14 protein-coding genes are annotated in these 15,934 nt (G+C 29.3%); 13 read left to right on the top strand and 1 reads right to left on the bottom strand.

What is annotated here, in order from left to right:
- Positions 1 to 12 precede the first annotated feature (12 nt).
- From Ccar_RS08395 to Ccar_RS08380, 4 genes are all read left to right on the top strand, one after another.
- The gene (locus tag Ccar_RS08395) at positions 13 to 405 is read left to right on the top strand and encodes a response regulator (RefSeq protein WP_007059090.1); all 393 of its coding nucleotides are present in this window, start codon (positions 13 to 15) and stop codon (positions 403 to 405) included.
- 17 nt (positions 406 to 422) lie between these two features.
- The gene (locus Ccar_RS08390; RefSeq protein ID WP_007059091.1) at positions 423 to 776 is read left to right on the top strand and encodes a response regulator; all 354 of its coding nucleotides are present in this window, start codon (positions 423 to 425) and stop codon (positions 774 to 776) included.
- A 294-nt stretch (positions 777 to 1,070) separates the two neighbouring features.
- Complete coding sequence (locus Ccar_RS08385) at positions 1,071 to 1,511, top strand: hypothetical protein (RefSeq protein WP_007059092.1); 441 nt, start codon at positions 1,071 to 1,073, stop codon at positions 1,509 to 1,511.
- Positions 1,512 to 1,610: 99 nt separating this feature from the next.
- Positions 1,611 to 2,597 (top strand): metallophosphoesterase family protein, encoded by a 987-nt coding sequence (locus Ccar_RS08380; RefSeq protein WP_007064679.1) that lies wholly within the window; start codon positions 1,611 to 1,613, stop codon positions 2,595 to 2,597.
- 109 nt (positions 2,598 to 2,706) lie between these two features.
- On the opposite strand, the gene Ccar_RS08375 is transcribed toward Ccar_RS08380, so the two are convergent.
- On the bottom strand, positions 2,707 to 4,479 hold the full coding sequence (locus tag Ccar_RS08375) for an HD-GYP domain-containing protein (RefSeq protein WP_007059095.1): 1,773 nt from the start codon (positions 4,477 to 4,479) through the stop codon (positions 2,707 to 2,709).
- 248 nt (positions 4,480 to 4,727) lie between these two features.
- On the opposite strand from Ccar_RS08375, the gene Ccar_RS08370 reads away from it, so the two are divergent.
- The 9 genes from Ccar_RS08370 (at position 4,728) to yjfF (ending at position 15,876) form a co-directional block, all read left to right on the top strand.
- Positions 4,728 to 5,852: a GntR family transcriptional regulator gene (locus tag Ccar_RS08370; RefSeq protein ID WP_007059096.1), complete on the top strand. Its 1,125-nt coding sequence runs from the start codon at positions 4,728 to 4,730 to the stop codon at positions 5,850 to 5,852.
- A gap of 383 nt (positions 5,853 to 6,235) precedes the next feature.
- Positions 6,236 to 7,906: a ribulokinase gene (locus tag Ccar_RS08365; protein WP_007064680.1), complete on the top strand. Its 1,671-nt coding sequence runs from the start codon at positions 6,236 to 6,238 to the stop codon at positions 7,904 to 7,906.
- Between the two features lie 19 nt (positions 7,907 to 7,925).
- A complete protein-coding gene (locus Ccar_RS08360; RefSeq protein ID WP_007059100.1) occupies positions 7,926 to 8,615 on the top strand; it encodes an L-ribulose-5-phosphate 4-epimerase in 690 nt (229 codons plus the stop codon).
- 223 nt (positions 8,616 to 8,838) lie between these two features.
- The gene (locus Ccar_RS08355) at positions 8,839 to 10,044 is read left to right on the top strand and encodes a response regulator transcription factor (RefSeq protein WP_007059101.1); all 1,206 of its coding nucleotides are present in this window, start codon (positions 8,839 to 8,841) and stop codon (positions 10,042 to 10,044) included.
- Entirely contained in the window at positions 10,045 to 11,046 is a 1,002-nt protein-coding gene (locus Ccar_RS08350) for a substrate-binding domain-containing protein (protein WP_007059102.1), read from the top strand. It abuts the gene before it with no gap.
- Positions 11,047 to 11,208: 162 nt separating this feature from the next.
- Positions 11,209 to 12,210 (top strand): ABC transporter substrate-binding protein, encoded by a 1,002-nt coding sequence (locus tag Ccar_RS08345; protein ID WP_007059103.1) that lies wholly within the window; start codon positions 11,209 to 11,211, stop codon positions 12,208 to 12,210.
- Positions 12,211 to 12,312: 102 nt separating this feature from the next.
- Positions 12,313 to 13,848, top strand: coding sequence for a sugar ABC transporter ATP-binding protein (locus Ccar_RS08340; protein ID WP_007059104.1), 1,536 nt, complete (start codon positions 12,313 to 12,315; stop codon positions 13,846 to 13,848).
- The gene (locus tag Ccar_RS08335) at positions 13,838 to 14,875 is read left to right on the top strand and encodes an ABC transporter permease (RefSeq protein WP_007059105.1); all 1,038 of its coding nucleotides are present in this window, start codon (positions 13,838 to 13,840) and stop codon (positions 14,873 to 14,875) included. The genes Ccar_RS08340 and Ccar_RS08335 overlap by 11 nt, the downstream gene beginning before the upstream one ends.
- Positions 14,872 to 15,876 carry a galactofuranose ABC transporter, permease protein YjfF gene (gene yjfF, locus Ccar_RS08330; protein WP_007059106.1) on the top strand — a complete coding sequence of 335 codons (1,005 nt, stop codon included), beginning with the start codon at positions 14,872 to 14,874 and terminating at the stop codon, positions 15,874 to 15,876. Before Ccar_RS08335 ends, yjfF begins: the two co-directional genes overlap by 4 nt.
- Positions 15,877 to 15,934 lie beyond the last annotated feature (58 nt).

Genomic DNA, 15,934 nt, shown 5'->3' with positions numbered 1-15,934 from the left:
GGGGATACTACTATGAGAATATTAATTGCAGAAGATGATTTAGCCAGCAGAAGATTTTTATTGAAGTTTCTTTCACAGTATGGGGAATGTGATATTGTAGTAGATGGTATAGAAACTTTGGATGCTTATTTAATAGCTGTTAAAGAAAATAATCCTTATGATCTTATTTGTCTTGATATAATGATGCCTAAAGTAGATGGAGTAAAGGTACTTAAAGCTATTAGAGAATTTGAGGATGATAGAGGGATTATTCCTGAAAAAAGAGCAAAAATAATAATGACAACAGCTCTCATGGATACAGAGTATGTTCACAAAGCTTTCGAACTAGGGTGTGAAGCATATGCTGCTAAACCTATAGATACAAATAAGTTAGTTGAAGTAATGAAAAAATTAGAATTAATATAATAAAGAGGTGGACTTTTATGAAAAAGGTTTTAATTGTAGATGATGCAATGTTTATGCGTGTTGCACTCAAAACAATGCTTGAGAAAAATGGATATGAAGTTGTAGGAGAAGCTGAAAATGGAGCTGATGCTATAAGTAAGTATTCAATATTGAAACCAGATATAGTAACAATGGATATTACTATGCCTAAAATGGATGGCGTAGAAGCATTGACTGAAATAAAAAAGCAGGATCCTAATTGTAAGATTGTTATGATTTCGGCTTTAGGACAAGAAAGCTGGGTTAAAAAAGCTATTATAATTGGAGCAAAGGGGTTTATAGTTAAACCTTTTAAGGAAGAACATGTTATTAAAACTTTAAGCAAGCTGTAACTAATATTGCATTTAAACAATTTAATAGAATATGATTTAAATTAAAAAACTATGAAATACAGGGTTAATCCTTGAATTTTATAGCTTTTTTTTATATAATAATTACTTTCAAAATTAATAAAAAAGTAATTTTTGAACATATATTTTGAAATAATTACTTGTTGTATTAAAATCAGAAAATTTTGAAAATAAATACTTTAAAACCAATATTTATTATGTTAAAATTATATAAACTAGATAAATAAGCTTTGCTTCATTGAAATTAAATATATTGGCTAATAGGGGGAATTAGTAATGAATAAGCAAATATTAATTTCAAATGTTATATTAAAGCTAGATAAGCTAGGGATAAAGTATTCATTAGGACAAGAAACGGATTTATCAATAAATTGCAATTTTATAAATAAAATATGGAAAATCGGCATTGAAAATATAAACTACTCTGCATTTGTATACTTTGATGAAGAAAATAAAACCGTTTTTATGTGGGAAATGATTAAAGATAATAGCTCTGGATTTTCATTTGATTGTGATACTGGAACTTCTTTTCAATCAGGTACTGCAATTTTTAGACAGGTTAAGACATTTCCTCATGATGAAAATGGAAAATACCATGAATATATTCTTGATTTAAGTGAGATAGCTAAAAGTTTTAAGGAAATAGCTGAAGAAAATGGATGGAAATTTAAGAGAGTAATAAGAAAAAAGAAAGCTTTGTATTTACAAGCAGTATAGCATGCAAAAATTAAAAAATAAGAAAATGTAGTTTTATGTATTATAATGTGATATTATATTATCAATGAATTTTACAGAATAACAGGTGATTTATATAGTATGAAAAAATTAAAATTAACTACATTAATATTAACAGTAATAATTTTAGTTATTGCTTTATTTGCATATAAAAATGGGATTATTAATAGGGGATCACTCAATTCTAAAAAAGTAGTAAGTAGTGTAAATAAAGAAGCAGTTGAGAAAAAAGATGAGCTTAATTTTTCTGTTCTTGGAGATGTACATGGAGATGCTCATAAGCTAAAAATTGCTATTGATGATTTGCATGACATAAATAATGATATAGATGCAATGGTGTTTAATGGTGATAATGTAGATCAGGGAATAAAAAGTCAGTATGATATAGTAAAAAATACTTTGGATAAAAAAGCAAATCTATTACCTAAGACTATAATTAAAAATATTGGCAACCATGAGTATTTTGATTATGCAAGAGGTAGAAACAATTCTGAAGATGTTGAAAAACTTAAAAATATGTATTTGGATTTTGCAGGGCAAAAGTCTATATATCATGATAAGTGGATTAATGGATATCATTTTATATCGCTTGGGTCAGAATCTGGTAACACGAGAAAACCAGGTTCAGCAGTAAATGCTTTTTTATCACAAAATCAATTGAATTGGTTGCAGCAGAAGTTATCTGAAAAGCATGAAAAAGGTAAGCCTATTTTTATATTCTTACATCAACATTTAAGCACTAGCATAGCAGGTTGGATTGGAGTAGAACAAAGAGATGAGCTTAGTGAAATTTTGTCAAAATATCCTGAAGCTATTTTGTTTACATCACACACACATGTTTTGCTGAGTATAGATAATGTAAAGGCAAATGGAACATTTACTACAGTTCATACAGGGGCTGTCCATTATGATATATTGCCAGAAGAAGGCTACAAAATTAAAAGGCTTTATAATGAAAGTCAAGGATTGTATGTGGAAGTGCATGGAGACAAAGTGTTAATAAAAGGCAGGGATTTTGCAAAAAAATCATGGATATTTTCAAAAGAAATTGATACTAATGTAAAATAATTCTTTTGTAGTTTAAAAATTATGCGACGTAAGAGTGCAGTGAAAGTTTGGATTTTAACTTCCACTGTATTCTTGCATCGCATTATGCTCAAATTGCAAATTTTATATGTTAATGAACCTTATCTTGTTCCAAAATCTTTACAAATTCATTTACAAGAGCTGGATCAAATTGAGTACCTGAGTTTTTTTTAATTATTTCAATGGCTTGTTCTCTTGTAAATGCTTTTCTATAAGGTTTTTCATTTATTAGTGTAGCATAGGTATCAGCTATAGAAATAATTCTTGATTGTATTGGAATTTTATCTCCTTTTAGCCCTCTAGGATATCCTTTGCCATCCCAGCGTTCATGATGATCAAGCACATATTCAGATACCTTTGCCATGTTATTAACTGAGTTTAATATATGATATCCTGTTTCAGGATGATGTTGTATTTCAAACCGCTCTAAATTAGTTAACTTTTCAGGCTTATTCAGAATATTTTCATCCAAAGATATATTTCCTATGTCGTGAAGTAATGCTGCTGTTCTTAAATCTTCAATATCATTGTCAGCTAAATTTAGATGTTTACCTAATATTTCGCAAAGATTACTTATTTTTAAATAATAATCTTCAATTCCCTTGAACTTTTGACACATAGTATCAATTATTATGTTTATAATATTTAGTTTTATATTTTGACTTTCACATAATTTTTGCTTGTACATGTTTTTTTCTGCCTTCTTAAAGATATTTGCAATTTTATTGCTGCCTGTATTTTTACATGCACATCCAAAAGAAATTGACAAATTAATAGATCCTACTTTTTCAAAATAAGTTGATTTTTGCATTTTTTCTACTAATAGTTCAGCTCCCCTTAAATTAGTTTTAGGAAGTAGTATGGCAAATTCATCACCACCAATTCTTGCAATAACATCATTGGTTTTGCATGCTTTTTTCATTACATAAGCAGCCTTTTGTAAAAGTTTATCACCAACTAAGTGTCCAAAAGCATCATTTGCCAATTTTAGACCATTGACATCTGCAATAATAAAGCCTAAAGGATAATTTTCTTCAATGTCCATTCTTTCTAGTGCATTTTCAAAAAATCTGCGATTATGAAGTTTAGTTAATTGATCATGAAAGCTTAAGTATTGAATTTTCTCATTTTTTCTCTTTTTTTCTGCAATATCCCTAAATACAACTATCATTCCAATTATAAAACCACTGCTATTTTTAATTGGTGATGCACTATCTTCAATAGGAATTTCAGTTCCTTCTTTAGAGATTAATAAAGCATTGAAATTAAGTTCAGTAGCTTTTTTGGTAGCAAACACAATTTTTAATGGACTTTCACATTTTTCTCTGGTTTTTTCATTTATAATATTAAAAATTTCGTCAAATGGTTTACCTAAAACTTCAGCTTGTTTCCATCCTAAAAGTTTTTCGGCAACTGTATTAATTAGTCTTATATTTCCATTCTTGTCTGTTGATATTACACCATCTCCAGCGGATATTAGAGTAGTGTAAAGTAACTCTTTTTCTTCCTCCAGAGCGTTTGCTTGATCAACAGCAATTTTTAAAGGAAAAATTATATTTTTTGATATAATATAGGTAATCATAATGGATAGAAAAATGTATAATATAGATAAATTAAGAAAAACAATTATGTTTTTAATTAGTTCATTATGTTTTAATGCTTTTTCTTTAGCAATTATCGTATCCATATCATATTGCCGTTTAGAAGCATAGTTTTTTCTTATTGTAGTATCTAATAAATTAATTTCTCTATTATTTGATATAATTTCATTATGTAGTGAAACTAATCCTAGGATTGATATCATAATAAGCATTATAAGCAATAAAATAAACATTTTTACTTTTATCTTAAAGTTATTCAACATCTTTAGCACTCCCATCATATTTGGTATTAATCAAGTGAAAAATAACCCTTATATAACAATATTTTACTATGAAATTGGACATATTAAAAGTAAAAATTTCCAATTAAAGAATTAAGTTTTTATTACTACATATGACAGAGTAAATATTTGCTTTAAATTTGATTTATCCATTGACAGAGTAATAAAAGTATGTAAAATTAAATTAATGACACGTACGTATATGTAAAATGTTTAAGAGGTGTAAAAGTATGATTTATGATAATGATAAATTACCTAAGTATGTCAAAATAGCTGAATATTTTAAAAAGCTTATGGAATCTGGTGAAATAAAATATGGAGAAAAAATACTTTCAGAAAGTGAAATTGTAGAAAAATTTAAGGTTAGTAGACATACTGTTAGGCAGGCGCTTATGGAACTAAACAATAGTCAATATATACAAAAGGAACAGGGTAAAGGTACCTTTTGCATTTTTAGAGAAAAAGATAATTCTGTAAAAAATATAGCTGTGCTTACAACTTATATATCTAATTATATATTTCCTACAATTATAAGTGGTATTGAGGAAGTGTTAAGTTCTTATGGATATAATCTAACACTATTTAATACAAATAATGAGAAACAAAAAGAGAGGGAATGCTTACAAAAAATAATTGATGGTGAAGTATTAGGACTTATTGTTGAACCTACTAAAAGTGCACTTGAAAATACAAATTTAGATTTATATAGAGAACTGGAAAAAAGAAGTATACCTTATATTATGATTAATGCACAATATGATGCATTAAATCCAGCCTATATAATTATGGATGATATAAAAGGTGGAAATATTATAACAAATTATCTATTACAACTAGGGCATAGAGAAATAGCAGGTATATTTAAGTCAGATGATCTTCAAGGTGTAAACAGAAAGCTTGGATATATAAAATCCTTGGAAGAATATAAAATAGAATTAAATAAAGATTATTTAGGAGAATATGAAACTAGTGAAGCAAATTTTTTTCCTTATGAATTTACTAGCAATCTACTTAGAAAAAGTAACAGACCATCATCAATAGTTTGTTATAACGATCAAATAGCAGTACAAGTTTTACAGGCTATACGAGATATGGGATTTAGTGTTCCTGAAGATATTTCTATTGTTGGATATGATGATTCAGATTTGGCTACTGCAACAGAAGTAAAGCTTACAACTATTAGGCACCCTAAGCAGGAAATGGGAAGAAGGGCAGCTAGATTTTTAATGAATATGATTGAAAAAAAGGAAGAAAAATTAGAATATATCTACAAGCCAGAGCTTATAGTGAGAAATTCTGCAATTGTTAAAGGTATTCAGCTTAATAAGGAACCTTCTAGTATAATAATTAAGTAGCACATAATTTGTGAAATCTTGTATTAAAAATAGTAATTAGTTTTGCTATTGTAACTAAATTACACTTGATTTTAAAAATTATTTTATAATGATATTTATTTAGAAAATTTTTCATGGTGGAAGGATTTTTTAATGATGTGAAGAATAATATAATATTAGATGTACGTACAACATTTGGTGATTGTACTTATATTGATAATTCAAATTAATCAACTTATAAGTAAGTGTAAATATTAAGTGTCATAAAGAGTTTATTTTTAGATAAGTATATATTAATAAATTATCCTTTAAAGTTAATATTTGTGAAAACGTATACAGGAAACTACTTAGCAGTATATTTATTAAATTAAAAATATTATTAATAACATTTTAGGAGGTAAGTTATGGGTAAATATGTTATAGGTGTTGATTTTGGAACGCAATCTGGTAGGGCTGTTGTTATATCAGTAGATGATGGTAAACAGCTAAGTGAAGCGGTTACTACTTATAGAGATGGAGTAATTGATGAATTTTTGCCATGCACAGACATTAAACTTTCATCAGATTGGGCTCTTCAAAATCCAGATGACTATATTGATGTGTTATTTACTGCAGTACCTGAAGCTATTAAAAAATCTGAAGTAAATAAAGATGATATTGTAGGAATAGGCATAGATTTTACAGCATGTACTATGATGCCAGTATCAAAGGATGGTAAGGTTTTATGCCAAATGGGAGAATTTAAAAACAATCCGCATGCATGGACTAAATTATGGAAGCATCATGCAGCTCAATCAGAAGCAAATAAATTAAATGAAATTGCTAAAGAGAGGGGAGAGGATTTCCTTCAGAGATATGGTGGTAAAATATCTTCCGAATGGTTAATACCAAAGATATGGCAAATATTAAATGAAGCACCAGAAATTTATAATAAAACAGATAAATTTATGGAGGCTACAGATTGGGTTACTATGCAGATGACAGGAGTGGACATTAAAAATAGCTGTACTGCAGGATATAAAGCCATTTGGAATAAGAGAACAGGATATCCTTCAAAAGAATTTTTTAAAGCATTAGATCCAAAACTTGAAAATTTAGTAGAGCAAAAGCTAAATAGTAAAATAGTGTCCATAGGAAGTAAAGCAGGAGAGCTTATAAAAGAAATGGCAGATAATATGGGTCTTAATTCAGGAACAGCTGTGTGTGTAGGAAATGTGGACGCACATGTATCAGCACCAGCAGTCAACGTAGTTGAACCAGGTAACATGCTTATGATTATGGGAACATCAATATGTGACATACTTTTAGGAATGGAAGAAAAGATAGTACCAGGAATGTGTGGTGTAGTTGAAGATGGAGCTGTGCCAGGATTTTTTGCATATGAAGCAGGACAATCAGCTGTAGGAGATATATTTGAATGGTATGTAGATAATTGCGTACCAGAAGAATATAAAAAGGAAGCTTTAAAAAAGGGAGTTAACATACATTCTTTATTAGAAGAAAAAGCTTCAAAATTAAAACCAGGTGAAAGCGGTTTACTTGCTCTTGATTGGCTAAATGGTAATAGATCAGTACTAGTTGATACAGACTTGACAGGAATGATTTTAGGACTTACTCTTTTAACAAAACCAGAGGAAATATATAGAGCATTAATTGAAGCTACTGCTTATGGCAAGAATATGATAATAGAAACTTTTGAAAAATCAGGAGTACCTATTAAAGAACTTTATGCTTGTGGAGGACTTCCACAAAAAAATAAAATGCTTATGCAAATATATTCTGATGTAACAAATAAAAGGATAAATATATCTGCATCTCCTCAAACACCAGCATTGGGTGCAGCAATGTTTGCAGCAGTGGCTGCTGGAAAAGAGAAAGGTGGATATAATGATATATTTGAAGCAGCTAAAAATATGGCCAAGCTTAAGGAAGAACATTATGAACCTATTAAAGAAAATGTGGAAGCATATAGAAAACTATATAATGAGTACAAAAAGCTTCATGACTATTTTGGAAGAGGAGAAAATAATGTAATGAAGATTTTAAAAAACATAAAAAGTGAAGTAAGCAAGTAAAACTTTTTGGAGGTAAAAAATGTTAGAAGATTTAAAAAGAAGAGTGCTAGAAGCAAATTTAGAATTAGTTCGTAAAAAACTTGTTATATATACATGGGGAAATGTAAGTGGAATAGATAGGGAAAGTGGACTTGTTGTTATAAAACCAAGTGGGGTAGATTATGATGAGCTTAAAGTGGAGGATATGGTAGTAGTTGACCTTCAAGGAAAAGTAATAGAGGGACATTTTAAGCCTTCTTCAGATACTCCTACACATTTAGTATTATATAAGGCTTTTAAAGAAATAGGAGGAGTAGTCCATACCCATTCAGAATGGGCTACTAGTTTTGCTCAAGCAGGATTAAGTGTGCCGGCATTTGGTACAACTCATGCAGATTATTTTTATGGAGAAATACCATGTACAAGAGCCATGACTGAAGGAGAGATAAAGGGAGAATATGAAAAGGAAACAGGTAATGTAATAGTGGAAACCTTTAAAAATATTAATCCTTTATTTATTCCAGGAGTATTGGTAAATGGTCATGGTCCATTTAGTTGGGGAAAAGATTGTGATGAAGCTGTTTATAATTCAGTGGTAATGGAACAAGTATCTAAAATTGCATTTAATACAATTAATTTGAAAGGGAATAGAAATCCTATGGATCAGGTATTGCTAGATAAACATTTTTTAAGAAAGCATGGAAAGAATGCTTATTATGGACAAAAATAATTAATTTTATATTTTAAATAAATTATAGAGAACACTATAAATGATAAGTGTTTTGTTGCATTACTTATTTAATGTGATGAAACACTTATTGTCGTGTTTAAAAATAAGTTAAATATTATATTACATATATTTGATTTTATACAATTATTTTAAAACGTTGATTAAAATTTACTAAAATAGTAAAATGTAATTATGAAGATTTTTTCATTTGGAGGTTAGTATAATGTATAGACTTCTAATTGCTGATGATGAAGCAAGAATAAGAAAGGGACTTAGAAACTCAATTAATTGGGCTGAATTAGATATTGAAATAGCAGGAGAAGCAGAGGATGGAGAAATAGCATTAAAACTTGTTAAAGAATTAAATCCTCATATAATAATGCTAGATATATGTATGCCATTTTTAAATGGATTAGAACTTATAAAAAAATTAAAGAATGTAAATAAAAAATCCATTATTATAATAGTTACAGGGTATGATCAATTTGAATATATGCATGAAGCATTGAAATTAAAAGTTTTTGACTATATTTTAAAGCCAGTTAATAGAGAAAATTTAAAAGATACCATTTTGAAGGCTATACAGGAATTAAGCAAAATTGAAAGAAAAAGAAACTATTTAGATTGGACAAGCAAGCAAGTAGATGAAAATTTAAATTCATTAAGACAAGTATTCTTTAACAATTGGTTTAATGGTAAATTGTCATATGAAGATATATTAGAGGAATTGAAGTTTTTAAAAATTAATTTTTCCAAGTGCATTGGAATGGTGACAATAAAAGTAGTAGAAAAGTTTAAAATGGAGTTGTATGTTAGAAACTGGGATAGAGAATTATTGAATTTTGCAATAATCAATATAGCTTATGATTTGTTGAAAAATTTTAAACCTGAGGCAGCATTTGTTGATGAAAATAACAACATAATTATTTTTACCAATCTATGTAACAGTAGTGAGTGGTATGATTTAGGAAATAAACTAGAAGAAAAAGTGTATTCTTATCTTGGATATATTGTAGTAACAGAACAAGAAAAAATATTAAATGTTATTAATGAAGTAAAAGACACTTATAGCAAATTAGTTTGTAAAATAAATGAAAAAATTCAGTGTAAACCTGTGGTACTTTTAACAATGAAATATATCAATACAAATTACAACGTAAACGATTTGAACCTCCAGGGTGTTGCAGAACAATTTAATGTAAGTTCTTCATATTTAAGTAAACTTATAAAGCAAGAAATAGGAATATCTTTTAGTGACTACCTTACAAATATAAGAATTAAAAAAGCAATATGTTTTATGGAGGACCCTAAAATGAAAATTTACGAAGTAGCAGAGGCTGTTGGTTATAGTAATCAGCATTATTTTTGCAAGGCTTTTAAAAAAGTTATAGGAGTTTCTCCTACAGAATATCGTGGAGGTAATGTATAAATGATAGGAAAATTAAAATTCAAGATTGTTATTTTTTTGTCATTGGCTATTGTTTTTCTTATTTTGTTTTCATTAATCATTATAGAAAATATTAGAATGAAAAATTCTGATTCAGTAGAATATGTTATTGGAATGTCTCAAGCTAATTTATATGAACCCTGGAGAATTTCAATGAATGAGGAAATATCTAATGAAGCTAAAAAGTATAAAAATATAAAAATTGTTTACAAAGATGCAGGTGGAGATACCAATAAACAAAAAAAGGATATTGATGAATTATTAAATAGCGGAATAGATCTTTTAATTGTGTCAATAAATGATTCTGAAAAATTGACTCCAGTAGTAAGTAAGGCTTATAAATCAGTACCTGTAGTTGTATTAGATAGAGCAGTAGAAGGTTATAACTACAGTGTGTACATAGGACCAGATAATGAAAAGATAGGCAGAGAGGCGGGAAAAATGGTGGTGGATCTTTTAGGAAATAGTGAAGGAAGGGTTATAGAAATTCAAGGTTTGTTAAATTCCCACCCGGATATTGATAGAAGTAAAGGATTTAGAGAAGCTATAAAACAATGTGACAATATTAAAATAGTAAGAACAGTTATAGGTGAATGGCAGAAGGATGAAGCAGAAGATAAAATTGAGGAATTATTAAAAGAAGATAGAAATATAGATATTATTTTTGCTCATAATGATTATATGGCATTAGGAGCATATAAAGCTGCATACAAATTGGGAATTAATAATATAAAAATAATTGGAGTAGATGGTCTTACAGGTGAAAATGGAGGATTGGATTTGGTTTCTAGAGGAATTCTGCAGGGGACTTTTACTTGTTCCACAGGAGGTAAAGAGGCAGTAGATAGTGCTTTAAATATTTTAAATAAGAAAAAGAAAATTCCCAAAAAAATAGTATTGAAAAGTGATAAAATTACCAAAAGTAATGTAAATGAATATTTAAATGATAAGTTTAAATATTTAAAAGATAGTTCCAAGTCATAAAAATTTATCCCATAACTACCATAAGATTTTGAAATAAATTTGTTTATATTAAAAATAAACTCTAAAGTGTAAAAAATAACATAATATTACCAATACAGTAAAAAAGAAACATGATATCATTATGTTGTAATTTAAAATAATCAGTTATGGGGGGATTGGAAAATGAAATTTAAAAAGTTAGCGGCATTGGCAAGCAGCGTAATTCTTGCAACATCTATATTTGCAGGATGTGGGGGAAGTTCTAGTTCTACTAGTACAAGCAGCAGCAGTGATTCAAGCAAGAAAAAAGTTGTAATAGGTTTTGCTCAGGTTGGTGCTGAAAGTGGTTGGAGAACTGCAGAAACAAATTCTATAAAGGAAATTCCAAAGCTAGATCCAAATGTTGATTTGAAATTTTCAGATGGACAACAAAAGCAAGAAAATCAAATAAAAGCTATAAGATCATTTATAGCTCAAAAGGTTAGTGTAATTGCTTTGGATCCAGTTGTTGAAACAGGTTGGGACACAGTATTAAAAGAAGCAAAAGATGCTAAAATACCAGTTGTAATAGTTGATAGAGGTGTAAAGGTTTCCGATGAATCTCTTTATACTTGCTTCCTAGGTTCAGACATGGAGGAAGAAGGAAAGAGAGCTGCAAAGCTTATAATAGACCACTTTGGTAAAGATGCAAAACTTAACATAGCTGAACTTCAGGGAACTGTTGGTTCTAGTGCAATGGTTGGACGTCAAAAAGGATTTAATGAAACTATCAAAGATTGTCCTAATTACAAAATAATAAAATCTCAAACAGGTGATTTTACACGTGCAAAAGGTAAAGAAGTTATGGAAGCTTTCTTAAAATCAGATGGAGACAAGATTAATGTATTATGGTCTCACAATGATGATATGGGTGTTGGAGCTATACAAGCTATAGAAGAATATGGCAAGAAGCCAGGTAAAGACATTTTTATAGTTTCAGTAGATGGTATTAAAGATATGTTCCAAATGATGGCTGATGGAAAATCTAATGGTATAGTTGAGTGTAACCCACTTTTAGGACCTCAGTTATTGGAAACTGCAAAAGCTGTAGTAGCAGGTCAAAAAGTAGAGAAGAACATAAAATCAAAAGAAAGCGTTTTCACACAAGATCAAGCTAAGAAAGAGTTACCTAATAGAAAATATTAGTCATAATTTCTTAAGTATAAGAGCATGGATGCTTTAATAGTATCCAGCTCTTATATTATAAACTTTTTTAATACATTTTGTTCCAAGGGAGGGTAAATTTTAATGCTGAATAATGATATAATTTTAGAAATGAAAGATATTTCCAAATCATTTCCTGGAGTCAAAGCTCTTTCAAATGTAAATTTTCAGCTAAAAAAAGGTGAAATTCATACACTTATGGGGGAAAATGGAGCAGGTAAATCAACACTTATTAAAGTTCTTACAGGAGTTTATGAAATAGATGAAGGTACTATAATATTAAATGGAGAAGAAATTAAAATTACATCTACAAAGGATGCTCAGGAACGTGGAATAAGTACTGTTTATCAGGAAATAAATTTATGCTCTAATTTAAGTGTAGCTGAAAACATTTATATTGGTCGTGAACCAAAAAAAAGAGGTAGCATTGATTGGAATACAATGAATAAGAATGCAGCAAAGTTGCTTGAAGAAAGGCTTAATTTAAAAATTGATGTAAAAAAAATATTATCATCCTATTCTGTTGCAATTCAGCAAATGGTTGCAATTGCACGTGCAGTTGATATTTCAAGGGGAATATTGATACTTGATGAACCTACATCAAGCTTGGATGATAACGAGGTAAAAAAATTATTTGAAGTTATGAGAAAATTAAAGTCTGAAGGTATGTCAATGATATTTGTAACTCATTTCTTGGATCAGGTTTATGAAATATCAGATAGAATAACCGTACTTAGGAATGGCAATTTAATTGGAACATATGATGCCGAAAAACTCACGCGTATAGATTTAGTATCTAAAATGATTGGAAAAGATTTAGAGGAAATCAATAAAATCAATAATTCAATAAAAAAATCACAAGTGCAATCAAAGATAGAATGTTTAGTAAAGACTCATGAATTGGGAAGAAAGGGGACAATGGAACCTTTTAACATAGAAATTAGATCTGGAGAAGTTCTTGGATTTGCAGGGTTGCTTGGTTCTGGAAGAACTGAAACTGCTAAATTGATATTTGGCATAGATAAATCAGATCATGGCACTATTACTATTTCAGGTAAGGAATATTCTTATATTTATCCTCAAAAAGCAATTGAACAAGGATTTGGTTTTTGTCCAGAAGATAGAAAGGTTGCAGGTGTAGTTGGAGATCTTACAATAAGGGAGAATATTATATTAGCTCTTCAAGCTAAAATGGGTATATTTAAATATTTACCAATGAAGAAGCAAAAAGAAATTGCGCAAAAGTATATAGAGCTATTAAGTATTAAAACGCCTAATATGGAACAGAAAATTAATAATTTAAGTGGTGGAAATCAACAGAAGGTTATTTTGGCTAGATGGCTTGCAACAGATCCTAAGTTGCTAATTCTTGATGAACCAACAAGAGGTATTGATGTAGGGGCAAAAGGAGAAATACAAAAATTAATTTTAAAATTAGCTTCAGATGGGATGACAATTTTATTCATATCTTCTGAACTTCAAGAAATCGTAAGATGTTGTGATAGGATATTTATACTTAGAGATAGAAAAATCATAGGAGAATTAGTTGGTGATGATATACAGGAAGACAATATTATGAAAACTATTGCAGAAGGAGGAGAAGATAATTATGCAAGCTAAATCAGAAAGCATTTTTTCAAAATTTTATCATAATCAGATATTTTGGCCTCTTGTATGTTTACTTGGAATGATTTTGTTTAATTTTATTGTAAGACCAGGTTTTTTAAGTATAGAGATTAAGGATGGACATTTATTTGGAAGTTTGATAGACATACTTAATCATTCAGCTCCACTTATTCTCATTTCATTAGGTATGACAATAGTTATTGCTACTCAAGGTATAGACATTTCAGTTGGTTCTATAATTGCTATAAGTGCAGCTGTTTCGGCTACAGTGATAGTAAATGGAGGCAGTGTGCCTGCAGCTATAATTGCAGGAATAATTGTAGGTCTAATATGTGGCATATGGAATGGCTTTTTGGTTGCCTATATTGGAGTTCAACCAATGGTAGGCACATTAATACTATATATAGTTGGTAGAGGTATAGCACAATTAATAACAGGTGGGCAGATTTTAACTTTTACCAATAAATCATTTATTTTTATAGGTACAGGTTATTGGTTCATTCCTGTTGCAGTATACATAGCTGCATTACTTGTATTTATTGTGTGTTACTTAATGAGGCGAACGGCACTAGGGTTATTTGTAGAATCAATTGGAGTTAATAATAATGCCAGTAGATATTCAGGAATAAATTCTAGAAAAATCATATTTTCTCTGTATGTAATTTGTGGCATTCTTGCAGGCATAGCAGGTATAATTATATGCTCTAATATAAAAAGTGCAGATGCCAACAATGCAGGTTTATGGTTAGAGCTTGATGCAATTCTTGCCACAGTTATAGGGGGAACTTCCATGGCTGGTGGAAGGTTTTACCTAGGTGGAACTGTAGTAGGAGCCATATTTATACAAACCTTAACCACTACTATTTATAGCTTAGGAGTAGCACCTGAAGTTACACTTGTTGTTAAAGCAATTGTTGTTATAATAGTATGTTTGATACAAACTGATAACTTTAGAAAATACTTTAAGAATATCAAGAAAAGAAATAAAAACAGTATAGATAAGGAGGCGGCTAGTATATGACAGAAAAGTTTCCTAAAGGAATAAAACTTAAGTTAAATAAAGAATATATTTCAATTTATGCAACTATAGCATTATTTTTACTATTATTTTTCATTGGATCTATATTTTTTAATGGTTTCTTTTCACTGCAGGTATTGTCAAATTTATTTATAGATAATGCTTATTTAGTAGTAGTAGCCATAGGTGAAACATTAACTATACTTACAGCTGGTATTGACTTATCTGTAGGAGCAATGATAGCTTTTGTAAGTATGATTACTTCAGATCTACTTAGAAAAGGTGTTAACCCATATTTAGTTATTCTTTTTGTATTATTTGTTGGAATTGTTTTCGGAACAGTACAAGGTATTTTAATACAAAAGTTTAACTTGCATCCATGGATTGTAACCTTGGCAGGTATGTTTTTTGCAAGAGGATCAAGTTACCTTATAAGTATAGATACTATAACTATTAACAATCCTACATTTACAAAAATTTCAGCTTTTAGGATACCAATTGCGCCGGGAGCATTTGTTTCAATTAATGTAATTGTCAGCTTGATAATAGTTGCATTAGCAGTATATATTTTAAAGTATACAAGGTTTGGAAGAACAGTGTATGCTATAGGAGGTAATGAAAATTCAGCATTACTTATGGGACTTCCTGTTGCAAGAACCAAAATACTTGTTTATACATTGTCAGGATTTTGTTCTTCACTAGGTGGATTACTATTTACTATATACACTCTTTCTGGATATGGATTACATTGTAATGGTATGGAAATGGATGCTATTGCAGCCTGTGTTGTAGGTGGTATAATTCTTACAGGAGGTTTTGGTTATGCCATAGGACCTTTATTTGGTGTTTTGACTACAGGTATAATTCAAAGTCTTATAATGTTTAATGGTACACTTAATTCATGGTGGACAAAAATTGCAGTAGGAATGCTTTTATTCATATTTATAGCATTACAAAGGATTATTGTAATTAGAGATGAAAAGAAAAAAATTGTTACAAATTAGTCAGATTTACAATATAAGAACATTGCGAAGCAAAGCTTCGCAATATTTTTAAAATTAG

Origin of the sequence: Clostridium carboxidivorans P7 (assembly GCF_001038625.1) — a bacterium.
GTDB classification, from domain to species: Bacteria; Bacillota; Clostridia; order Clostridiales; family Clostridiaceae; genus Clostridium_AM; species Clostridium_AM carboxidivorans.
Note: the sequence above shows the minus strand (reverse complement) of the source record. Positions and strands in the feature narration are given on the sequence as shown.